The organism is Sphingomonas sp. NFR04 (genome assembly GCF_900114095.1).
Taxonomy (GTDB): Bacteria; Pseudomonadota; Alphaproteobacteria; order Sphingomonadales; family Sphingomonadaceae; genus Sphingomonas.
Genome location: NZ_FORV01000003.1, coordinates 380,502 through 401,958, shown reverse-complemented (window position 1 = coordinate 401,958; position 21,457 = coordinate 380,502). Strand labels below are relative to the sequence as shown.

Annotated in this window: 24 protein-coding genes; 13 read left to right on the top strand and 11 right to left on the bottom strand. The window is 67.8% G+C overall.

Features of this window, described 5'->3' with window-relative positions; translation table 11 throughout:
• Window positions 1–60 precede the first annotated feature (60 nt).
• Both BM009_RS11810 and nadB read right to left on the bottom strand, forming a co-directional pair.
• Window positions 61–1,170 carry a serine hydrolase gene (locus tag BM009_RS11810; protein WP_254772271.1) on the bottom strand — a complete coding sequence of 370 codons (1,110 nt, stop codon included), beginning with the start codon at window positions 1,168–1,170 and terminating at the stop codon, window positions 61–63.
• A 283-nt stretch (window positions 1,171–1,453) separates the two neighbouring features.
• Window positions 1,454–3,058, bottom strand: a complete 1,605-nt coding sequence (nadB, locus tag BM009_RS11805; protein ID WP_093296358.1) for an L-aspartate oxidase — start codon at window positions 3,056–3,058, stop codon at window positions 1,454–1,456.
• A 92-nt stretch (window positions 3,059–3,150) separates the two neighbouring features.
• Here nadB and BM009_RS11800 point away from each other — a divergent pair, with 92 nt between their 5' ends.
• Window positions 3,151–4,044 (top strand): CE1 family esterase, encoded by an 894-nt coding sequence (locus BM009_RS11800; RefSeq protein WP_093296357.1) that lies wholly within the window; start codon window positions 3,151–3,153, stop codon window positions 4,042–4,044.
• Window positions 4,045–4,160: 116 nt separating this feature from the next.
• The gene (locus BM009_RS22600) at window positions 4,161–4,574 is read left to right on the top strand and encodes an SEL1-like repeat protein (protein WP_175487990.1); all 414 of its coding nucleotides are present in this window, start codon (window positions 4,161–4,163) and stop codon (window positions 4,572–4,574) included.
• 10 nt (window positions 4,575–4,584) lie between these two features.
• On the opposite strand, the gene BM009_RS11795 is transcribed toward BM009_RS22600, so the two are convergent.
• Window positions 4,585–5,502 (bottom strand): ABC transporter ATP-binding protein, encoded by a 918-nt coding sequence (locus BM009_RS11795; protein WP_093296355.1) that lies wholly within the window; start codon window positions 5,500–5,502, stop codon window positions 4,585–4,587.
• Between the two features lie 67 nt (window positions 5,503–5,569).
• On the opposite strand from BM009_RS11795, the gene BM009_RS11790 reads away from it, so the two are divergent.
• Both BM009_RS11790 and tldD read left to right on the top strand, forming a co-directional pair.
• Window positions 5,570–5,800 (top strand): zinc-finger domain-containing protein, encoded by a 231-nt coding sequence (locus BM009_RS11790; protein ID WP_084582405.1) that lies wholly within the window; start codon window positions 5,570–5,572, stop codon window positions 5,798–5,800.
• 49 nt (window positions 5,801–5,849) lie between these two features.
• Window positions 5,850–7,277 (top strand): metalloprotease TldD, encoded by a 1,428-nt coding sequence (tldD, locus tag BM009_RS11785; protein ID WP_093296354.1) that lies wholly within the window; start codon window positions 5,850–5,852, stop codon window positions 7,275–7,277.
• A 7-nt stretch (window positions 7,278–7,284) separates the two neighbouring features.
• Here tldD and BM009_RS11780 read toward each other — a convergent pair whose 3' ends face one another.
• Both BM009_RS11780 and BM009_RS11775 read right to left on the bottom strand, forming a co-directional pair.
• Window positions 7,285–7,581, bottom strand: coding sequence for a CcdB family protein (locus tag BM009_RS11780; protein ID WP_093296352.1), 297 nt, complete (start codon window positions 7,579–7,581; stop codon window positions 7,285–7,287).
• Window positions 7,581–7,826 carry a type II toxin-antitoxin system CcdA family antitoxin gene (locus BM009_RS11775; protein ID WP_093296351.1) on the bottom strand — a complete coding sequence of 82 codons (246 nt, stop codon included), beginning with the start codon at window positions 7,824–7,826 and terminating at the stop codon, window positions 7,581–7,583. The genes BM009_RS11780 and BM009_RS11775 overlap by 1 nt, the downstream gene beginning before the upstream one ends.
• A gap of 50 nt (window positions 7,827–7,876) precedes the next feature.
• On the opposite strand from BM009_RS11775, the gene BM009_RS11770 reads away from it, so the two are divergent.
• Complete coding sequence (locus BM009_RS11770; protein WP_093296349.1) at window positions 7,877–8,092, top strand: putative signal transducing protein; 216 nt, start codon at window positions 7,877–7,879, stop codon at window positions 8,090–8,092.
• Here BM009_RS11770 and BM009_RS11765 read toward each other — a convergent pair.
• The 3 genes from BM009_RS11765 to BM009_RS11755 all read right to left on the bottom strand — a co-directional run bounded on the left by BM009_RS11765 (window position 8,082) and on the right by BM009_RS11755 (window position 11,793).
• Window positions 8,082–9,299 carry a UbiH/UbiF/VisC/COQ6 family ubiquinone biosynthesis hydroxylase gene (locus tag BM009_RS11765; protein ID WP_093296348.1) on the bottom strand — a complete coding sequence of 406 codons (1,218 nt, stop codon included), beginning with the start codon at window positions 9,297–9,299 and terminating at the stop codon, window positions 8,082–8,084. The genes BM009_RS11770 and BM009_RS11765 overlap by 11 nt on opposite strands.
• An 80-nt stretch (window positions 9,300–9,379) precedes the next feature.
• Complete coding sequence (locus tag BM009_RS11760; protein ID WP_217644197.1) at window positions 9,380–10,726, bottom strand: Gfo/Idh/MocA family protein; 1,347 nt, start codon at window positions 10,724–10,726, stop codon at window positions 9,380–9,382.
• The gene (locus BM009_RS11755; protein ID WP_175487989.1) at window positions 10,726–11,793 is read right to left on the bottom strand and encodes a Gfo/Idh/MocA family protein; all 1,068 of its coding nucleotides are present in this window, start codon (window positions 11,791–11,793) and stop codon (window positions 10,726–10,728) included. The genes BM009_RS11760 and BM009_RS11755 overlap by 1 nt, the downstream gene beginning before the upstream one ends.
• A 304-nt stretch (window positions 11,794–12,097) precedes the next feature.
• Between BM009_RS11755 and BM009_RS11750 the strand changes: the two genes are divergently transcribed.
• The 6 genes from BM009_RS11750 to ribA all read left to right on the top strand — a co-directional run bounded on the left by BM009_RS11750 (window position 12,098) and on the right by ribA (window position 18,005).
• Entirely contained in the window at window positions 12,098–14,485 is a 2,388-nt protein-coding gene (locus BM009_RS11750) for a DNA translocase FtsK (protein WP_093296345.1), read from the top strand.
• 79 nt (window positions 14,486–14,564) lie between these two features.
• Window positions 14,565–14,816, top strand: a complete 252-nt coding sequence (locus tag BM009_RS11745) for a hypothetical protein (RefSeq protein ID WP_139216603.1) — start codon at window positions 14,565–14,567, stop codon at window positions 14,814–14,816.
• Between the two features lie 43 nt (window positions 14,817–14,859).
• Window positions 14,860–15,237 (top strand): aspartyl protease family protein, encoded by a 378-nt coding sequence (locus BM009_RS22230; protein WP_217644196.1) that lies wholly within the window; start codon window positions 14,860–14,862, stop codon window positions 15,235–15,237.
• 86 nt (window positions 15,238–15,323) lie between these two features.
• Complete coding sequence (locus BM009_RS11735) at window positions 15,324–15,932, top strand: LolA family protein (protein ID WP_093296340.1); 609 nt, start codon at window positions 15,324–15,326, stop codon at window positions 15,930–15,932.
• Window positions 15,933–16,167: 235 nt separating this feature from the next.
• Window positions 16,168–16,950: an exodeoxyribonuclease III gene (locus BM009_RS11730; protein WP_093296338.1), complete on the top strand. Its 783-nt coding sequence runs from the start codon at window positions 16,168–16,170 to the stop codon at window positions 16,948–16,950.
• Window positions 16,947–18,005, top strand: coding sequence for a GTP cyclohydrolase II (gene ribA, locus BM009_RS11725; protein WP_093296337.1), 1,059 nt, complete (start codon window positions 16,947–16,949; stop codon window positions 18,003–18,005). Before BM009_RS11730 ends, ribA begins: the two co-directional genes overlap by 4 nt.
• 143 nt (window positions 18,006–18,148) lie before the next feature.
• Here ribA and BM009_RS11720 read toward each other — a convergent pair whose 3' ends face one another.
• Window positions 18,149–18,847 (bottom strand): HAD family hydrolase, encoded by a 699-nt coding sequence (locus BM009_RS11720; protein WP_093296336.1) that lies wholly within the window; start codon window positions 18,845–18,847, stop codon window positions 18,149–18,151.
• On the bottom strand, window positions 18,844–19,512 hold the full coding sequence (locus tag BM009_RS11715) for a YggS family pyridoxal phosphate-dependent enzyme (RefSeq protein WP_093296334.1): 669 nt from the start codon (window positions 19,510–19,512) through the stop codon (window positions 18,844–18,846). Before BM009_RS11715 ends, BM009_RS11720 begins: the two co-directional genes overlap by 4 nt.
• Window positions 19,513–19,534: 22 nt before the next feature.
• Here BM009_RS11715 and BM009_RS11710 point away from each other — a divergent pair, with 22 nt between their 5' ends.
• Window positions 19,535–20,056 (top strand): thiamine phosphate synthase, encoded by a 522-nt coding sequence (locus BM009_RS11710; protein WP_093296593.1) that lies wholly within the window; start codon window positions 19,535–19,537, stop codon window positions 20,054–20,056.
• 14 nt (window positions 20,057–20,070) lie between these two features.
• Here BM009_RS11710 and BM009_RS11705 read toward each other — a convergent pair whose 3' ends face one another.
• Window positions 20,071–20,802 (bottom strand): hypothetical protein, encoded by a 732-nt coding sequence (locus BM009_RS11705; RefSeq protein WP_254772258.1) that lies wholly within the window; start codon window positions 20,800–20,802, stop codon window positions 20,071–20,073.
• 206 nt (window positions 20,803–21,008) lie between these two features.
• On the opposite strand from BM009_RS11705, the gene BM009_RS11700 reads away from it, so the two are divergent.
• Window positions 21,009–21,446, top strand: coding sequence for a DUF3576 domain-containing protein (locus tag BM009_RS11700; RefSeq protein WP_093296331.1), 438 nt, complete (start codon window positions 21,009–21,011; stop codon window positions 21,444–21,446).
• Window positions 21,447–21,457 lie beyond the last annotated feature (11 nt).

Here is a 21,457-nt window from a genome sequence, read left to right as displayed (position 1 = left end):
AGATAGCAGCGCGGTGCGCCGCCGTCATCCCGCCGGAGCCCTTGTTTTAGGCCCTAGTTTTCAGGCGCCCAGCTGATGCTCGGCGACGACCGCGCGGACCACGCCCTGCATCAGCAGCTGGCGCTCATTGATCGGCCGCGGCGTGTCGCCGATCATCACCGCCAGCGCATAGGCGCGGCCGTCCGGTGCGGTGAGCAGCGCCACGTCGTTATAGCCGGCGGTGCGGCCGAACAGGTCCTGGCCCGTGCCGGTCTTGTGGGCGAGCTGCCAGCCGGGCGGCAGCGCGCCGCGCAGGCGGTACTTGCCGGTGTGCGAGGCCTGCATCGTCGCGATCAGCCACTGGGTCGAGACCGGAGACAGCAGCTCGCCGCGCTTCAGCCGGGCGAGCGCACCTGCGATGGCGAGCGGCGCCGCGCCGTCGGGCGGATCGGCGACGTAGCGCTGATAGGCAGCGACGCGGGTCTCGCGCGGCAGCTGGGCGCGGGCGACCGCGAAGGTATTGCCCATCGAATATTCGGGCTTCCACGCGGTCAGCCCCGAGGTGCCGAGCTGGAGCAGCTTCTCGCCGGGTCCGAAGCGGATCGAGCCCAGCGCATTGCGCGCGATGAACGAGCGCACCGCCGGCGGCCCGCCGACCAGGCGGAGCAGCTTGTCGTTGCAGGTATTGTCACTCATCGTCAGCGCGCGGCGCAGGATCTCGCCCACCGTGCTCTGATAGCCCTGGTCGCTCTTGACCAGCGAGGCGACCGGCTGGTGGAACAGGGTGAAATCGGCGCGGGTGATGACGAGCGGGTCGTTGAGGCTGATCCGGCCCTGGTCGACCTGGTCGAGCACGGTCATCGCCACCCACAGCTTGGAGACGCTCTGCTGCGGCAGCTTGCGCGCGCCGCCCTGTGAGGCGGTCCAGTTGCGGTCGACGCTGGTCACCGCAATGCCGACGACGCCGTCGAAATTATGGGCGATGTCCGAGAGGCGATTCACCAGGCCTGCGGGCGGCGGCACTTCCGGGCGGGGCGCGGCCTGAGCACGCGGGATCGGCATCAGCACGCCATAGTTCGGCGCGGGCAGATAGGCGGCGAGTTCGGGATGCTCGTGCACGGCGCAGCCCAGCAGCACCGCGGGCCCAAGCCCCGCCACGGTCAGCGCACGCTCGACTTTCGAAAACCGGATTTTACGCACCGCAACCAACCTCTTGCCCACATCCATCATGCGTCTGCCCCTAGGGGCGGCAAAGCAAGGGATTCCCGCAATGCGACGAAGCGAGTCGGGGGAGCGACGAGGCGTGAAGGTGGGATCACGCTCACCCCACACCCTTCGTCATTCCCGCGCAGGCGGGAACCCATTGCCCATGCCGCTGCGGCTCCTGCCTCGACCGCAAAGGCGAATGGATCCCCGCCTCCGCGGGGATGACGGGTAGAAGGGCGCATCTCTCGGGACAGGAAATGACGCCATTTCAAGGCACCAGCACCGTGTCGACCGCCTCCGCCAGCGTCTCCGGATAGTCGAGCGTATAGTGCAGGCCGCGGCTCTCCTTGCGGTGGAGCGCCGAGCGGACGATCAGGTCGGCGCTCTCCAGCAGGTTGCGCAGCTCGATCAGGTCGGGGGTCACGCGGAAATGGCCGTAATAGTCGGCAACTTCCTCGCGCAGCAGCTTGATCCGGTGTGCCGCGCGCTCGAGCCGCTTGGTGGTGCGGACGATGCCGACATAGTTCCACATGAAGCGCCGGATCTCAGTCCAGTTCTGCTTGATGACGACTTCCTCGTCGGAATCGGTCACCCGGCTCTCGTCCCAGGGCCGGATCGCCGGCGGCGGCGGCAGGTCACCCCAATGCGCGCCGATGTGATTCGCCACCGCCTCGCCGAACACGAAGCATTCGAGCAGCGAGTTGGACGCCAGGCGATTGGCGCCGTGCAGCCCCGACTGGCTGACCTCGCCCGCGGCATAGAGCCCCGGCAGGTCGGTGCGCCCGTCCCGATCGATCATCACGCCGCCGCAGGTGTAATGCTGGGCGGGGACCACCGGGATCGGCGCCTTGGTCATGTCGATGTCGAGATCGAGCAGCCGGTGGTAGATGGTCGGGAAATGGTGCTGGACGAACTCGGGCCCCATGTGGCTGATGTCGAGGTGCACATAATCGAGGCCAAGCCGCTTGATCTCATGGTCGATGGCGCGGGCGACGATATCGCGCGGCGCCAGCTCCAGCCGCGCATCGAAATCCGGCATGAAGCGGTGACCCGCCTCGTCGCCGGCCTCGGGCGGCAGCAGCAGATGCCCGCCCTCGCCGCGCACCGCCTCGGTGATCAGGAAGTTCTTGACGTCGAGATTGTAGAGGCAGGTCGGGTGGAACTGCATCATCTCCATGTTGGAGATGCGGCAACCCGCGCGCCATGCCATCGCGATCCCGTCCCCGGTCGCGCCGCGCGGGGCGGTGGAGAAGAGATAGGTCCGCCCCGCCCCGCCGGTCGCCAGCACGGTCGCGCGGGCGGTGAACAGCTCGACGCGGTTGGTCGCGCGGTTGAAGGCATAGACGCCCCAGACATTGCCCGCGCCCGAATAGCGGAGCTCGTGCCGACTGGTGGCGAGGTCGATCACCACCATGTCGGGGACCAGCGTGATGTTCGGATGCGCCTGCGCCGCGCGGAGCAGCGCGGTCTGCACGGCCAGGCCCGTCGCATCGTCGACATGCGCGATGCGGCGGTGGCTGTGGCCGCCCTCGCGGGTGAGGTGCAGCGCATTGCCCTCGGTGTTGAACGGCACGCCGAGCTGGACCAGCCGCTCGATCGCGGCGGGCGCGTTCTCGACTACCATCTCGACGGTCGCGCGGTCGTTGAGGCCGGCGCCGGCGACCATCGTGTCGTCGATATGGCTTTCGAAGGTGTCGCCGTCCTCCAGCACCGCGGCGATCCCGCCCTGCGCCCAGGCGGTCGAGCCCTCGGCAAAGCCGCCCTTGGCCAGCACCGTCACCTTGAACTTGTCCGCCAAATGGAGCGCGGTGGTGAGCCCCGCCGCGCCGGAACCGAGGACCAGGACATCGCTTTGGTGGGTAGTGTCGGACAAAGAGGCACTCCTTTGCGGCGCTTAAAGCGCGCAAGCGGCGGGTTCCGCAATCCCTACCCTTGGGCATAAGGGGTTAGCGAGAGGAGAAGCAGATGCGGTTGGGCTGGTGGATCGGAGTGGCGGCGCTGTTCGGCAGCGGTTCGGCGCAGGCGGCAGTGTGCCGGTTGGGCACGCCGGGGACGACGGCTTCCGTAGCGATCGAAGGCACCGGTCGGTCGATGCTGGTGCATGTGCCCGCCGATCGCAGCGCCGCGCGGCTGCCTTTGGTGTTCGTGTTCCACGGCAGCACCGGCAAGGGCCGCGACATCCTCGCCCAATCGAAGCTGGAAGCGACTGCGGACCGCCACGGCTTCCTCCTCGCCGCACCCGATGGCGGCATCCCGGCGGAAGGTGGCTTCGTGTGGAACATCCCCGGCGTGCCGACGGTGACCGGCAAGGTGCCCGGCCCGGACGATGCCGACGACGTCGTCTTCGTGAAGACCGCGATCGACCAGCTGGCGGCCAAGGGCTGCGTGGATCGCGCCCGCGTCTACGCCACCGGCTATTCGGGCGGCGGACGGATGACCTCGTGGCTCGGCTGCGTTGCGGCGGATCGCTTCGCCGCAATCGCCCCGGTGGTCGGCCTGCGCGCGGGCAACCCGCTGAAGGAAACGCCGCGCGTCCCCGATCCGGCGACCTGCACGCCGTCGCGTCCGATGCCGGTACTGGCCTTCGCCGGCGATGCGGACACCACCAACCCGATTCAGGGCGGCGGCGCGGGCTATTGGCAGTACACGATGCACACCGCGCTGGTCCGCTGGGCAGACCTGAACGGGTGCCGGGTGGGGCCGGTGGAGCGCGAGGTGTCGCCGGAGGTGAAGGAAGAGCGCTTTACCCGCTGCTCCGCCGACGCGGACGTGGCCGGCCGGGTGAAGCATCGCGCCGGCCATGTCTGGGTAGCGGACAACGAGGCGATGTGGGCGTTCTTCTCGACACATCGCCGGTAGTTTGAAATTGCTAACATCCGGCAGTGGTAGTCCAGCACCTGGCAATTGTACGCCCAAGGCCGGTGTGCGAATATGCTCAGATGCGCCGGACAGTGGACGTTTCGAGAGAAGACCGCTTGTACGAAAAGGCGCTTCGCATTCGCTATGAACGCGAGAGCGGACTTTGGAGGCCGATCCTGTGGCATCTCGCGTTGCGACGACATGCCGATGCCATGATAGAACTGGCCGACTGGATTTCGGATGGCGATAGCCTTCGCAGGTTCGGAAAACCCGCGGATCCGTTCAGTGCTGCGGGCCTGTACCGGCGCGCTTGGAAAAGTGGGAACGAGCGCGCTGCCGCCAATATTGCAGCAAGCAATTTCAACCGCAACAATCTAGCCGATTATCGGCGATGGCTGCGACACGCGGCGGATGCCGGCTCGCGAGAATCGGCGGCAGAGCTCCGCGCATTCGAAACACGCCTGCCCCATGGTGCCGCCCGTAAAATCCGGAGGCTGCGACCAATGCAAATGCGAGATCGTCAGGCTTAGGCTGAGCCCCTTACGCCGCCCGCGTCAGATTCAGGAACACATCCTCCAGGTCCGCCTCGCGGGTCGAGACGTCGACGATCCCCAGCCCCGCCGCCTGCACCGCGCCGAGCACTTCGCCCGCGTTGGCTTGGTCCTTGCGGTAGGTGATCACCAGCACCCGCTCGCCCTTCAGCTCCACCTTCTGGAAGCAGGCATTGTCGGGCGCCGCCGCGATGTCGCGGTCCACCGTCACCTCGACCACCTTTTCCTGCGCCATGCCGACCAGCTCGCGCGTCGGCTTGTTGGCGATCAGCTGGCCGTGGTTGATGATCGCGATGCGGTCGCACAGCTCCTCGGCCTCTTCGAGATAGTGCGTCGTCAGCACCACCGTCACGCCGCGCTGGTTGAGCTGCTTGACATAGGCCCAGAGCTGCTGGCGCAGCTCCACGTCCACGCCCGCGGTCGGCTCGTCGAGCACGATGATCGGCGGGGAATGGACCATCGCCTTGGCGACCATCAGCCGCCGCTTCATGCCCCCGGACAGCGTGCGTGAATAGGCGTTGGCCTTGTCCTCCAGATGCACCGCGCGGAGCAGCGCCATCGCGTCGAACTTGTCCTTCGCCACGCCGTACAGGCCCGCCTGGATCTCCAGCGTCTCCTTGGGCGTGAAGAAGGGATCGAACAGGATCTCCTGGTTGACGATGCCGATGCTCGCCTTGGCGTTGCGCGGGTGCGCGTCGATGTCGAAGCCCCAGATCGACACCTTGCCGTCGGTCTTGTTGACCAGCCCGGCCAGGATGTTGATCAGCGTCGACTTGCCGGCGCCATTGGGGCCGAGCAGCCCGAAGATCTGCCCGCGCGGCACCTCGAAGGTCACGCCGTCCAGCGCGCGCTTGCCGCCCTGATAGGTCTTGCAGAGAGTGTCGATCGCGATCGCAGCCTGGGTCATGGGGCGCAGCTTTAAGACCCCGCGCATCCGATTGCGAGCCCCCGCGCGCTTTGCTAAGGCGCAGGGCATGATCGCCCCGCCCGAAGTCATCCGCACCGCCCACGCCCGCGTCGCCTGTGACGGCACCGGCCCCGGCCTGCCCGCCGCACTCGGCCACCCGCGCGTCTATCTGCAGATCGACGAGACTGGCTATGTCGATTGCGGCTATTGCGACCGCCGCTTCGTGCTGATCGGCGGCCCCGCCGACGGCGCCGACCAGAGCCAGCTGCCCGACCATCCGGCAGGCGCCAGCATCTGATCGTCGCGGGAGCGCGTGACTCTGCGCACGCGCCTCCTATATCGTCAGAATGAGCATTCCCACCGATCCCCGCGCCTTCCTCTATCGTGACGGGCTCGATCCCGACGCTGCCGTTCGCCTGACCGCCGATGCGCTGGGCCAGGCCGAGGATGGCGAGCTCTATCTGCAATATCGCAAGTCCGAGGCGTTCGGCTTCGACGACGGCCGGCTGAAGACCGCCGCCTATGACACGCAGTCCGGCTTCGGCCTGCGCGCGGTCTCGGGCGAGACGACGGCCTTTGCCCATGCCAACGAGATCAGCGCCGCCGCGATCCGCCGCGCCGCCGAGACGATGGCGCTGATCGATCCGGCGAAGCAGGGCAAGGCAGCCCCGCCCCAAGGCAACAACCGCCATCTCTACACCGATGCCGATCCGCTCGACCTGGTGCCGTTCGCCGACAAGGTGAACCTCTGCCAGACGATCGACGCCGCCGCCCGCGCGCGCGATCCCCGCGTGAAGCAGGTTTCGGTCAGCCTCACCGGCCAGTGGAGCGTGGTCGAGGTGGTCCGCGCGGACGGCTTCGTCGCCACCGATGTGCGGCCGCTGGTGCGGCTCAACGTCTCGGTGGTGGTCGAGCAGAACGGCCGGCGCGAGACCGGCAGCTTCGGCACCGGCGGGCGCGTGGTCTATGATAGGCTCTTCCAGCCCGAGACCTGGAACCGCGCGATCGACGAGGCGCTGGCGCAGGCGCTGGTCAATCTCGATGCGGTCGCGGCACCCGCAGGCGACATGACCGTGCTGTGCGGCCCCGGCTGGCCGGGCGTGCTGCTCCACGAGGCGGTGGGCCATGGCCTCGAGGGCGACTTCAACCGCAAGGGCACCAGCGCCTTCTCGGGCCGCATCGGCGAACGCGTCGCGGCGCCGGGCGTGACCGTGGTCGACGACGGCTCGATCCATGATCGCCGCGGCTCGCTCTCGATCGACGACGAGGGCACGCCGACGCGCGAGACAGTGCTGATCGAGGACGGCATCCTCAAGGGCTATATGCAGGACCGGCTCAACGCCCGGCTGATGGGGGTCGAGCCGACCGGCAACGGCCGCCGCGAATCCTTCCAGCACGCACCGATGCCGCGGATGACCAACACCTTCATGAAGGGCGGCAAGGACGATCCCGCCGAGCTGCTCAGCCGCGTAAAGAAGGGCATCTACGCCAAGAGCTTCGGCGGCGGGCAGGTCGACATCGTCTCGGGCAAGTTCGTCTTCTCGTGCACCGAGGCCTATCTGATCGAGAACGGCAAGCTGGGCGCCCCGATCAAGGGCGCGACGCTGATCGGCGACGGGCCGACCGTGCTCCACCGCGTGACCGGCATCGGCAACGACTTTGCACTCGACGAAGGCGTCGGCATGTGCGGCAAGGGCGGCCAGTCGGTGCCGGCGGGCGTGGGCCAGCCGACGCTGCTGGTGGAAGGGCTGACGGTGGGCGGGACGGCGGCGTGAGCGGTCGTCAGTAGCCCGAGATCAGCATGTCCAGCGCCGCGGCCACGACATATTCTTGGTCACGGACGGAGCCGATACGCGCTCCAAGCTCAGCGAGCGGGACGGCGGCGGCGAAATGGGTGAGCATGATGCGCGGTGCACCCTCGACCTCCAGCACCGGAGTGAGGCGCCGGTCGATCTGAACCGCCTCTTCTGGCTTGGCGAGCGGCACCACGAGCCGCGTGTTGAGGTGCTGCAGTAGGTCATTCTGGCAGTCGAGCAGAAGCGTGCCGCCTCCGCCGCGATGCACATCGAACTTGGCCATCAGAAGAGGCGGTGCTTTGCCAGCGGCAGCCCGTGCTCTTCCACCCAGGCATTATTCGCCTCGATCGCCTCGCGATGCTGCTCCTGCCAGAGCCGAGCCTGTTCCGTCTTGGTCGCTGTCCGGATGGCCGCTTCGCACACTTGCGAAAGGTTGAGGCCGGCCTCGCGCGCGGCGGCGACGATACCGGTGTCGAGCGACAGGTTCACCGCCTTGCGCTTGCCGGACGCGATCGGATCGTGCTTCATGCGGACAAATTATGCGCATGCCCCATGCGCGTCAATCATCGGAGGCCGGCATGGCGCTCGTCGAACTCGGCCGGTTCAACCGGCAGGAAGCCTTCATCGTCCAGGGTCGGCTGGAGGATGACGACATCCCCAGCTTCGTGTTCGACGCCGGTGCCAGCATCGCCGACGGCAGCTATCTGCTGATTCCGGTCCGGGTGATGGTGGACGACGAGGATCTCGACGCCGCCCGCGCCATTGTCGACGCAGCGGGTGGCCCTACGCCGTAATTCCCTGGAGCAATTTGGGTACGTCGCCGCTCTCGCCGCGCGCCTCGCCCATGAACCAGGACTTGAGCGGCGGGATCTTGTCGACCGCCGACAGGCCGAAGCGTCGCACCGCGTTGGGCAGCGCGCCGGGGATGCCGAACAGCCGGGTCAGCCCGTCCGTCGCCAGCGCCACCATGAAGGTGTCGAGCCCGCGCCAGCGCTGGTAGCGGGCGAGCAGCTCGGGATCGCCCATGTCGAGCCCCAGCCTTTTGCCGTCGACCAGCACCTCGACCAAAGTCGCCACGTCGCGGAAGCCGACATTGACACCCTGCCCGGCGATCGGATGGATGCCGTGCGCCGCGTCGCCGACCAGTGCCAGCCGCTCGGCGGTGATCCAGGCGGCATGGTGGAAGCCCAGCGGATAGGAAGAGCGCGACGACAGCGGCCCCAGCTTGCCCAGGAATCCGCCCATCTTCTTCTCGGCCTCGGCCAGATAAGCGCGGTCGGAAATCTTGTGCATCGCCGCGGCGTCGCGCGCGTGCACCGTCCACACCACTGCCGAGCGATGGCCGTTTTCGTCGTCGAGCAGCGGCAGGATCGCGAACGGGCCCTGCGGGTAGAAGATCTCGTAGGCGATGTTCTCGTGGCTGCGCTCATGGTTGAGCGTCGCAATCATCGCAGCATGGTCATAGGTCCAGCGCGCGACCTTGAAGCCGGCCGAATCGCGAGTGGGCGAGTTGCGCCCCTCCGCCGCGATCAGCAGCTGCGCGCGCACCGTGGCACCCGAATCGAGGGTGGCGACCACGCCGTGCGGCCCGCGCTCCACCGAAACGGCACGCGTCTGCATCCGCACGTCCGCCAGCGGCGCCGCCTGCGCTGCCTCGAACAGGGCGGTGCGCAGCACGCGATTCTCGAACATATGGCCGAGCGCGCCGTCATCGGCCTCGGGCGCAAAGTCGAGCTTGCCCGGCGCCAGCCCGTCGGAGACGCGGATGCCTTCGATCGGGCACCCCTTCCCCGCCAGCCGCCCGGCGACGCCGATCGCCTCGAACATCCGCATCGGCGCGCTCGCGATGGCGGAGGCGCGGCCGTCGAAGGTCGCGGCGAGGATGGTTTCGGGATCCGCCGGATCGATCACGATCGAGCTGATGCCATGCGCGTCGAGCGCAACCGCCAGCGCGCTGCCGACCAGCCCGCCGCCGAGGATGAGAATGTCCGCCTGGTCCATGGGCCTGCCCTAGCAGGTTCGCACGCGCGTGCCAGCCGTCAACAGGTGCAGGGGCGCCGGGCCCCCGCACCTGCCGCCACTCAATGCTGGTGCAGCCGCTCGATCATCCCGTCCATCCGCTTGGCGAGGAAGCCGGGCGAATAGCTGTCGCGATAGTTGCGCGGATCGGCCTTGGTCGAGGCCATCGGCTCGAAGGGTACGAAGCTGGTGGCCAGCGCCACCGCGCCGCCCATCGTGCCTGCGCCCTGGATCGCCAGCGTCAGCTCGGTGACGTGGAGGATGAAATCGGGCGGGATCGGGCACGGCTCGCCCATCCGCAGCGCACGCGCCGTTTCGGCGACGCCGAGCATCTTGTCCTGCGCGCCGACCTCGCGGCGCTTGGCGCCAGCCACCAGCTTCTTGAAGAACGAGGTCTTGCCCGCGGCATTGGCGCGCATCGTCGCGAACGACTTCCAGTGGCGCACGAAGGGCAGCACGCGACCGCCGACGCCAAGACCGCGGCCGAACAGCGGCTGGAGCCGCAGGCTGCGCGCCTTGCGGGCATTGAGGCTGAGCTGCGAAAAGCGCTCGAGGAATACCGGCGACTGGTAATGCCGATAGGTATCGGTGCTCAGCTCGCCCTCGTCGCCGATCACGCGCATCCGATGATCGGCCGGGGCCGCGATGCTGCAGGTGACGCGGGCGGTGACGCCGCTGACGAAATCGAGCGTCGCCACCGAGAAATCGGGCGTGTCGGCCGGGTGCATCGGCTGGTCGGTCTTGTGTGGGACGACGACCTTCGAGAAGGCGGTGACCGAACGCACCGGGCCGAACATCGCCAGCATCCACACCAGGTGATAGCCGACATGCTCGAAGGTGCAGCCCATCTCGTATTCGTGGATATAGGGCCAGGGCGCGCCGGTACGGCTGCGCCACGTCTCGGGCTTCATCAGGTAGATGGGGTTGTCGTCGAACTCGGCATAGATCAGCAGCGGCTTGCCGATCGCGCCGTCGCGCACCGCCTTCCACATCGTCTGGACGCTGTCGCTGAGGAAGTTGCACGGCGCGCTCGACAGGACGAGCCCGCGCTCCTCGGCGATGCGGAACAGCGTGCGCGCTTCCTCCAGATCGGTGGTGAGCGGCTTTTCCGAATAGACGTGCTTGCCGCCTTCGAGCAGCGCGCGGGTCAGCTCGAAATGCGCCTCGATGCTGGTGAGGTTGAGCACCAATGTCACCGCGGGATCATCGAGGATCGCCTGGAGGTCGGGATAGACCGAGAAGCCGTAATAGTCGGACACCTTGGCCGAGCGGGCCAGATCGATGTCGTACACGCCGCGCACGTCGATCTCCGGGTGCGCCCAGGCCGTCGTCATATAATGGTCGAACACATAGCCGCAGCCGATGATCGCCACGCCCGTCTTGCCCGTGCTTTCGCCCTGCATCTTCATTACCTTTGTCCCCCGATCCGTTCCCGCACTGTGTCCATGGTTTCCATCACCGCGATGCTGTCGTCCAAGGTCATCTCGGGACTCTCCTTGAGGCCCGCGGCGAGGCAGCGGCCGACTTCCTCGACCTGATAGTGATAGCCGTTGCCGGCGAACAGCTGCCGCTCCACCTTCCCGGAGCGCGTCAGCAGGCCGTGCAGCTGCGAAAGCTTCTGCGGCAAGCCCTGTTCGCGGAGCAGGGCCTTGCGGCCGAGCCCGGTGTCGCCGCCCTTCCGCCGCGGGGTCATCCGCTGGAGCCGCACGCCATAGGGGCGGAAGATCGGGCCCTCGAACGCGACGCTGCCATGGGTGCCGCCGATACGCAGGCCGTTATCGCCGAGCGCGCGCAGGCTGGTGTTGACCGTCGCTACCACGCCGCCGGCGAAGCGCAGGCTGATCGCCGCGTCTTCCTCGACGCCGGTGTCGCCGGTCCGGCCGAATGCAGCCACGTCCTCGGGCGCGCCGAACAGCCAGTGAAGCAGCGAGATCGGATAGACGCCGAGCTGGGCGAGCGCCCCGCCGCCGCGCTGCGGGTCGAAGCTGGTGTTCGCGGCATCGGGTTCATTGGTGAAGCAGAAGGCGCCATGCGCCTGCCGCACCTCGCCCACCGCACCCTCGCGCACCAGGTCGCGCAGGCGGCGGGCGGCGGGATTGAAGCGGGTCCACATCGCTTCCATGCAGAACACGCCCTGCGCGCGGGCGGCGTCTGCGATGCGGCGTGCCTCGGCCACCGAGGATGCGAAGGGCTTCTCGATCAGCACCGCCTTGCCCGCCTCGATGCAGGCGATCGCGTGGCGCGCATGTTCGGACGGCGGCGTCGCGATATAGGCGACGTCGAAGGGCGACGCCGCGGTGACGCTGTCATAGCCCTCGGCCACCTCGGGAATGCCGAAGGCCTGGGCGAAGCGCCGGCCCGAGTCCGCGCTGCGCGACACGACCAGGTTCGGCTTCGCGCCCTTCGCATGGCGAAGCCCCGAGACGAACTTCGCCGAAATCCCGCCGGTGCCGAATATCGCCCAACGTGTGTCCACTACTGAATCCCCCAACGTCGTTGCCGCGTAGTGCCCGTAGCCAAGAAATCCCGGCCCGGTTGCTGATATTGCTCGCAGTTTCCACCAAAAGCAGCGACCGCGAATACGTTCCACAGGCGCATCGATTCCGACGCGCGGTTCGTTAACGGCATAGCAGGGATGAACTTGCTGCGCTGCAAAATGTTCGACGAGACGCGTGGCTGATGCGATGGCACGCATGCCGTACTCCCCCGCGCCTTGACGCCGGAGTCCGCAAGCGCGATGATTCCGCCACGTTTTTCCTTACAGATCCGGAGGCTGGGCGATGGCGTCCCGCGCAGAGGCGCCGCATTGGCGCGACACGATGAAGGCGGGCGTCCGTCGCGGCGGGTTCGTCCTGGCGGGCACGGCCTTGTTCGTGGCAACCGTAGCGCTGGTGCTGGCGCTGGTGAGCTACCACGCCTCCGATCCGGCGCTGAACACCGCCGCTGGCGGCCCGGCGCGCAACTGGCTGGGGCCGGTCGGCGCCTGGATCGCGGACATCCTCTACACGCTGGCCGGCCTGCCGGTGCTGCTGCTCGCCCCCGTCGGGCTGCTCGCCGCGCACCGGATGATGATCGATCGCCCGATCGAGCGCCCGCGCCGCATGATCGGCAGCGCGCTCGCCGCTGCAGCGCTGGCCGCGGTCGGGCTGGGGCTGCTCCATTTCGATTGGTCGCTGCCGCTCGACTGGCGGCTGCCTGCCGGCATGGGCGGGATGATCGGGCTGTCGATCGCGGGCGGCGTCGACTGGCTGATCGGGCTGGCGGGCGATCCCGCGGTGTCCTTCTGGGTCGGCCGCGGGATCGGGCTGCTGCTGCTGCTCGGCGGGCTGTGGCTGTGGTGGATGCGGCTGGAGTTCAGCTCGCCGCTGCGCCTGTTCCGCATGCCGCGCTTCACCCGCTCGACCGGCGAGGAGCGAATCCTCGCGGCCCCGGCAGGCACGGGCTTCCGCGCCCGGCCGCAGACGGCGGCGACGTTCGACGAAGACCCCGGCGAGGACGACGACCTGCCCTTCGATCGCGATCCGCCCCGCGCCGCCGAGCCGCGCCGCGTCGTGGTGCCGGACAATCGCCCCGGCCCGGTGATCGCCGATCGCACCATCTCCACCGCCCCCGCGCGCGCCAAGCCGCCGGTACAGGCCGCGCTCGACTTCAAGGACAGCTACCAGCTGCCCCCACTCGACCTGCTGACCCCGCCCCCGGCCAACCGCACCGCGACGATCGACAAGGCCGCGCTGGAGCGCAACGCCCGGCTGCTCGAAAGCGTGCTCGAGGACTTCCATGTGAAGGGCGAGATCGTCGAGGTCCGCCCCGGCCCGGTCGTCACCATGTACGAGCTGGAGCCGGCGAGCGGCATCAAGGCCAGCCGCGTGATCCAGCTGGCCGACGACATCGCCCGCAACATGAGCGCGATCTCCGCCCGCGTCGCCACCATCCCCGGCCGCACCGTGATGGGCATCGAGCTGCCCAATGCGACCCGGGAGGGCGTGAGCCTGCACGAGCTGATCGGCAGCCAGCAATTCGAGGAACAGGGCGCCACCCTGCCGGTGGTGCTCGGCAAGAACATCGCGGGCGAGCCGGTGATCGCCGACCTCGCGCCGATGCCGCATCTGCTGGTCGCCGGCACCACCGGCTCGGGCAAGTCGGTGGGGCTCAACTGCATGATCCTGTCGCTGCTCTACCGGCTGACGCCCGAGCAGTGCCGGCTGATCATGATCGATCCGAAGATGCTGGAACTCAGCATGTACAAGGACATCCCCCACCTCCTCGCCGACGTGGTGACCGATCCGCCCAAGGCGGTGCGCGCGCTCAAATGGGCGGTCGAGCAGATGGAGGATCGCTACCGGATGATGGCCTCGGTCAACGTCCGCAGCCTGGCGAGCTACAACGACAAGGTCCGCACCGCCAAGGCCAAGGGCCAGACGCTCGGCCGCAAGGTGCAGGTCGGCTATGATCCGGAGACCGGCAAGCCGATCTACGAGGAAGAGACGCTCGACCTGCAGGTGCTGCCGCTGATCGTCGTCATCGTCGACGAGCTGGCCGACCTGATGATGACCGCGGGCAAGGAAGTCGAATTCCTCATCCAGCGGCTGGCGCAAAAGGCACGCGCGGCGGGCATCCACCTGATCATGGCGACGCAGCGCCCCTCGGTCGACGTCATCACCGGCGTGATCAAGGCGAACCTGCCGACCCGGATCAGCTTCCACGTCACCTCGAAGATCGATTCGCGCACCATTCTGGGCGAACAGGGCGCCGAGCAGCTGCTGGGCAAGGGCGACATGCTCTACATGTCCGGCGGCAAGGGCATCACCCGCGTCCACGGGCCCTTCGTCAGCGACGACGAGGTCCAGGCGGTCACGGATTTCTGGCGCGCGCAGGGCGCACCCGATTACATCTCGGCGGTCACCGAAGAGCCCGAGGACGGCGGCTTCACCCTCGAAGGCGCACCCGACGGCGAGGACAGCCCCGAGGAGCAGACCTACCGCCGCGCGGTGCAGCTGGTGGCGGAGAGCCAGAAGGCCTCGACCTCGTGGCTGCAGCGCCAGCTGCGCGTCGGCTACAACTCGGCCGCCCGCCTGATCGAGCGGATGGAGCGCGAGAATCTCGTCTCCAAGCCCGACCATGTCGGCCGCCGCGAGGTGCTGATGGATACCGACGGCCGGCAATTGTGACGCACGGCTCGACTCGTTTTCGATTCGCTTGGTCGCATCCGTCGGTGCCCACGACCAGAATACACGCTACAAGGTGATCATGGACTATTCGGAGCTTCGAGCCGAAATCGCGAAGAACTTCGACTCGTTCCAGCGTACGCTCGGAACGATCCTGCCGTTGCAGCACAATCGCTTTGCGCTGCTGCGCCACGCCGAGATCGTCGACTTTTTCGACACGCCGGGTGCCGCGGACAACTCGGGAGCAGCTCGCTTCCCCGACGGACTTTATTCGATCCAGCAGGTTACTGAAGAACCCGTCGAACTCGGCCTCTACGCGAATGCCGCAAATTGAGTGGCGTCATAATCGAAAAAGGCTGCTGCTTCCGATTGTCATAATGGCGCCATCGAACGCGCCCAACCCCCATCCTTCCGTTGGAATTGAGGGCCTTCTTGATACCGGCGCCACAGGCACCGGCATTCGCGTCGATGTCGCTGAGGCGCTTGGGCTGCGTCCCAAAGGTCAGCGCCGCGTCATGACGGCAAGCGAAACCGTGTTCTCGAGTGAATATCTGATACGCATCGGCTTCGTCTGCGGTGACTACACGGATCCCGCGTTCGTCGCCGATCAACAGCTTCCCTTCGTTCTCGAAGAGCCGGTGCTCGGGTTCGAACTGCACCGCGGCTTCGGATATGCGATGCTGATCGGGATGGATCTGATTGGTACCGGCGATCTTTCGATCACACGGGATGGCTTCGCCCGCTTCATCTTGTAACGGGATCGAATCGGGGCGGTAACGGGTTCACAGCCCGTTCAAGCCCCGCCCGCTACCCGGGCGACCAGCAATTCGGAGACTATCCCGTGTTTTCCCGTCCCTTGGCCCTGTCGCTCCTCGCCGCGCCGCTGCTCGTCGCGGCGGCGCCGACGCCCGAGCTCGACCAGGTCCAGCAGCATCTGAAGGCGGTCACCAGCATGACCGCGGACTTCACCCAGGAAGACCGCAACGGCCGTGTCGTGGCGGGCACGATGACGCTGAAGCGCCCGGGCAAGATCCGCTTCCAGTATGAAAAGGGCGTGCCGCAGCTGATCGTCGCCGATGGCAGCAGCCTCTATTTCATCGACTATCAGGTGCGGCAGGTGCAGCGCTGGCCGATCGGCAACTCGCCGCTGCGCGTGCTGCTCGATCCGAATCGCGACATCAGCGGCTATGCGACGGTGAAGCCCACCGCCGATCCGCGCGTCGTCTCGGTCGAGGTGCACGACAACAAGCATCCCGAATATGGCCGGATCACGCTCGTCTTCCAGAAGGATGCCGCGGCGCCGGCGGGCCTCAAGCTCCAGGGCTGGGTCGCGCTCGATGCGCAGAACAACCGCACCACGATCCGGCTGAGCAACCAGCGCTTCAACGCAGCCGTCGCCGATTCGAGCTTCCGATGGACCGACCCGCGTCCGCAGGGCCGGACGCACTAATTTCGTTTTCTGTGCAATCGTTCATCCAAGCGACAGGTTCGCTGCTCTAAACGGACATGGCGGATGGGGTTTTTGCCCGGGATTTTTCCCCCTGTTGCCCGGGCCTGGTACCCCTTCCCGCCTGCGTGACGAACGCTAGGTCGGCCCTCGCTCCATTGCCCCCGGAGCGGGGGCCTTTCCTTTTGGGGTATAGGGTGGTCTGGCGCTGGCGCGAAGAATCGCTACATCGGCGCGCGTGAAGATCGCCTCCTGGAACATCAACTCCGTCCGCTTCCGCATCGCCATCGTCGAGCAGTTTCTGCGCGAGGAAGCCCCCGACATCTTGTGTCTCCAGGAGACCAAGGTGATCGACGGCGACTTCCCCGAGGGGCCGTTCCACGACCTCGGCTACACCCATGTCATCAAGCATGGCCAGCGGATGCACCACGGCGTCGCGATCGTCAGCCGCGTGCCGCTGGTCGAGGACGACCGGCTCGACTGGCAGGCCAACCAGGAAGCGCGGCACGTCGGCGTGCGGCTGCCGAACGGCGTGCGACTCGAGAATGTCTATGTCCCCGCCGGGGGCGACGTGCCCGATCGGGAGGTGAACCCCAAGTTCGGCCAGAAGCTCGATTTCGTCCAGCGGATGACCGAATGGTCCGAATCGCTCGCGGTGCCGACGATCCTCACCGGCGACTTCAACATCGCCCCGCTCGAATCGGACGTGTGGAGCCACAAGCAGCTGCTCGACGTGGTCAGCCACACGCCCGTAGAGGTCGAGGCGCTGGGCCGGCTGCAGGCGGCGCATGGCTGGGTCGATCTCGGCCGCAAATTCATTCCCGCGCCGCAGCGCTGCTTCACCTGGTGGAGCTACCGCGCCAAGGACTGGGCCGCCTCCGATCGCGGGCGGCGGCTCGACCATATGTGGGCCAGCCCCGAGGTTGCGGACAAGGCGACGGCGCACAAGGTATGCGAGCCGTGCCGCTCCTGGCTCAAGCCCTCGGACCATGTGCCGATCGTGACGGAGTTCGACTTTTGAGCAACGCCCGCGCCGCCGCCGAAGCCGTCGATGCGCTGCGCCGCGGCTGGCCGATCGCGATTCGCGGCGCGGCAGGCACGCTCAGGCTGCTGGCGATCGAAACAGGCGACGGCGAGCGGCTGACGGGGTTCGATCCCGCCGGTACCGCGCCGGTGCTGCTCTCGGCCGGGCGTGCGGCGACGCTCAAGCTCGCCAACCAGCGCGACGCAGCGACCCCCGATGCGCCGGTGCTGGTCGAGCGGGTCGAGTGGCTCGATTTCGATGCGGCGACGGCGCTGGCCGATCCGCAGTTCGACCTTGCGACGCCGCTCAAGGGCCCGTTCCGTGCGATTCCCGTAGTGCAGCCAGATGCCGCGACGGCAGCGCTGCGGCTGGCGCGGATCGCGGGATTGCTCCCCGCCTTCTTCGTGCTCGAAGGCGATGCCGAGCACGCGATCACCCTCGCCGACATCGACGCGCATGAGGATGCCGATCGCCTGCGCATCGTCGGTCGCGCGCGGCTGCCGGTAGAGGCCGCCGAGGACGCCGAAATCGTCGCCTTCCGCACCGACGAGATGCCCGGCGAGCATATCGCGCTGCTGATCGGCCAGCCCAATGGCGCGCCGCCGCTGGTGCGGCTGCACAGCGAATGCCTGACCGGCGACATGCTGGGCAGCCTCAAATGCGATTGCGGGCCGCAGCTCAAGGCGGCGATCGCCGAGATTTCCAAAAGCGGCTGGGGCATCCTGCTCTATCTGCGCCAGGAAGGCCGCGGCATCGGCCTGATCAACAAGCTGCGTGCCTATGCGCTGCAGGATCAGGGTTTCGACACGGTGGATGCGAACACGCGGCTTGGCTTCGCTATCGATGCGCGCAACTTCCGCGTGGCGGCGCGGATGCTGACGCTACTCGGCCAGCCGCGTATCCGATTGCTCACCAACAACCCCCAGAAGGTGGAGACGCTGCGCGCCGCCGGCGTCGACGTGCTGGAGCGCGTGCCGCACATACTGCCGGCGAACCCGCATAATGCACGGTACCTGGCGACGAAGCGGGATCGGACCGGGCACGAATTTTAAGACGAGCGTATCCTCCCCCGCCAGGGGGAGGTGGCCCGCGTAGCGGGTCGGAGGGGGAGGATGCCAGACCGATTCCGGCGTGCTTCCTGCCCCTCCGTCGCCTTCGGCGCCACCTCCCCCTGGCGGGGGAGGATACGCTAAGGTCAGGCGATCAGCCGGGCGACTTCGTCGAAATCATGGGCGATATGCTGCACGCCCAGCGCCTTGAGCCGCGCGCCATGGTCCGCCGCGCAGTGGGTGCCCGCGCAGAGCCCGATCACCGTCGCGCCCGAGGCGACGGCGCCCTTCACGCCCACCGGCGAGTCCTCCAGGATCACGCAGTCCGCAATCGGCACGCCCAGCGCGGCGGCGGCGTGGAGGTAGAGGTCCGGCGCAGGCTTGCCGTTGACGACATGCTCGCGGCCGCTGAACAGCTTGTCGCCGAACAGGTCGCGTACCCCCAGGTGGCGGAGATGGGTGTCCAGCCAGTGGGTCGGACTCGACGAGGCGATCGCCTTGGGCAGGTCGGCGGGCAGGCTCTCCAGGAAACGGAGCGCGCCAGCAACCGCCGGCAGACCCTCCGCCAGCGCGCGCGCATCTTCCTCGGCGCGGGCTTCGTGGAAGCCCTCCGGCACCGGTCGGCCGATCCAGCGCTCGATCGCGGTGAGGAAATCGGCGCCGGCCAGCCCCATGAAGTTCGCCATCGAATGTTCGGGCGTGGTCGGGTGGCCGATGCTGGTCAGATAGTCGGCGATCTGCTTGTTGCCGGCATATTCGCTCTCCAGCAGCACGCCGTCGAAGTCGAAGAGTATGCCGGCGAAGCGCACCGGGATCATGGTGGACAGGCGCGTCAGCTCGTTCATGCGCGGTCTCCGAACAGCGCCGTGCCGACGCGAATATGGGTGGCGCCGAGCGTCACCGCAGTCTCGTAATCGCTCGACATCCCCATGCTGATCCCCTCCAGCCCATGGTCGCGCGCAAGCTTGGCGAGCAGCGCGAAATAGGGCGCAGCCTCCAGCCCGGCAGGGGGCACGCACATCAGGCCGGCGACCGGCAGGTTTGCCGCGCGCGCCTCGGCGAGCAGCGCGGGCACATCCGCCATCGGGCAGCCGCCCTTTTGCGGCTCGTCGCCGATATTGACCTGGAGGAAGCAGGCCGGGCGGCGATCCGCCTTGTCCATCGCCTTGGCGAGCGCCGCCACCAGCGAGGGCCGGTCGACGCCGTGGATCGCGTCGAACAGCGCGACGGCTTCGTCGGCCTTGTTCGACTGGAGCTGGCCGACGAGGTGGAGCTCGATGCCCGGCGTGGCCTCGCGCAGCTGCGGCCATTTGCCCTGGGCTTCCTGCACGCGGTTCTCGCCGAACACGCGCTGGCCGGCGTCGATCAGCGGCTGGATCGTCTCGGCGTCGTGGGTCTTGGAGACCGCGATCAGGGTGATATCGGCGGGCTTGCGGCCGGCGATCTTGGCGGCGCGGGCGATCGCGGTCTGCACCGCGGCGAGCCGCTGGCTAGCATCGTCTTGAAGCATGGGGCGGGCTATAGGCATGGCGATGCCGACCCGCCACCCCCCAATCCCGCGCCTGTGGTTGATGACCGACCCGCGGCTGGGCGATGCGCTATGGGATGCGCTGGAACGGCTGCCGCGCGGCAGCGGAGTGATCTTCCGCCACTACCAGCTTCCCCCCTTCGAGCGGCGCGCGCTGTTCGCCCGCATCGCCAAGATCGCCCGGCGGCGGGGACTCATACTGCTGCGGGCGGGGGCGGAACCGATGCGCGGCGAGAGGGGAACGCATGGGCGGCGGGGGCGCGGCCTCGCCACCTGGCCGGTGCATTCCCGGCGCGAGGCGGTTGCCGCGATCCGCGCGGGGGCAGATGCACTGCTCGTCTCGCCCGTCTTCCCCACCCGCTCGCACCCCGGCACGCCGGTACTCGGCCCGGTGCGATTCGGCCTGCTGGTTCGCGGCCTGAACGTGCCCATCATCGCCCTCGGCGGCATGGACCCGCACAAGGCCAGGCGACTCAAGGCGCTAGGCATTCACGGCTGGGCAGCGATCGATGCCTGGGCCCGCTAGCCGGGCCCACGCAATCAGAAGTGGAAGGCGGTGCCGATATAGATCGACTGGCTGTCGCGACGCGTGTCTTCGTTGAACTGCGTCAGGCGATCGCGCTCGCTCTTGTAGCGCACGCCCGCGGTCACATCGAGGCGACGCGACACGGCATAGGAGCCGCCGAGATCGAACGAATAGCTGGGCTTGTCGCCGATCAGCACCGGCGTACCCGCCAGCGGACGATCCTCGCTCGCGGCGATCCGGCCGCTCAGGCGCTTGCCGGCATAGCTGAGCGCGACCTCGGAGCGATCGCGGCTGCCTGGCTGGGTGTTCGCCATGTCGATATGGGTCACGTCGCCCGAAACGGCGAAGCGACGCCAGCCCACCGCGACGCCCAGATTATAGGCGATCGGCGCAAGGCTGACCGACGCCGGCTTGGCCGTGGGGGTACGGCTCGCCAGCTCGACCGCGCGATTCGTGCTGGCACGAACCGCGACGTTGACACCGCGCGTCGAGCCGGTGCGCGACTCGGCCGGGGTGAAGCGGAAGCCCGCGCCGTTCATCCCGCTGCGCGCCAGCATGGCGGCGAGCTTGGGATCGGCGGAAGCAGGCGTGAACCCGCCGGCGCCTTGCAGCGCCAGGGGTGCGGGGTGAACGGCCGCCTTCAATGCGCGGTCTCGTTCCTGTGCCTGGAGCGTGGGCGCGACGAGGAGCCCGGCGGCGCAGAGCGCCCCCAGCCCAAGTCCCGACATCCAACGTACCAAGCGCATTTGCATACCTCTCTAATGGTTGCCCCTACCATGGAATCAAAGCGACGTTCCACCGGTGGCATCAATTTTCCCGGAGTGTTGCACGCAACCCACAGAATCGTACCATCTGCGACCAATCGGATACCAGCGCGTCGGCCTTGCTCCCGCCACATCCCGCCCTATAGATGCAGGCACTCATTCCCTTGCCGGTAGGAAGTACGACGTCCATGAACCGCCTGTTGCGCTTTGCGATCCTGGGGTCGCTCGCTGTTTCCGCCTCCGCCTGCAGCCACCACAAGAAGGGCGTGAACGCGGACCTGGCGGCGTCGAAGGTGACGACGATCGGCGTCAACGCCTATCTGTGGCGCGCCACGCTGGACACGCTGAGCTTCATGCCGCTGCTCCAGACCGATTCGAACGGCGGCGTGATCGTCACCGACTGGTATGTGAACCCCAACGTCCCCACCGAGCGGATGAAGGTGACGGTGACCGTGCTCGACCAGGATCTGCGCGCCGATGCGCTGCGGGTCGCGGCGCTGCGCGAGGTCAACCGCAACGGCGCCTGGGTCTCCGCACCCGTGCAGGCCGCCACCGTCCAGAAGCTCGAGGACATCATCCTGACCCGTGCACGCGACCTGCGCCGCGCGGCCGTCGCGACCAACTAATCGGAATCAAA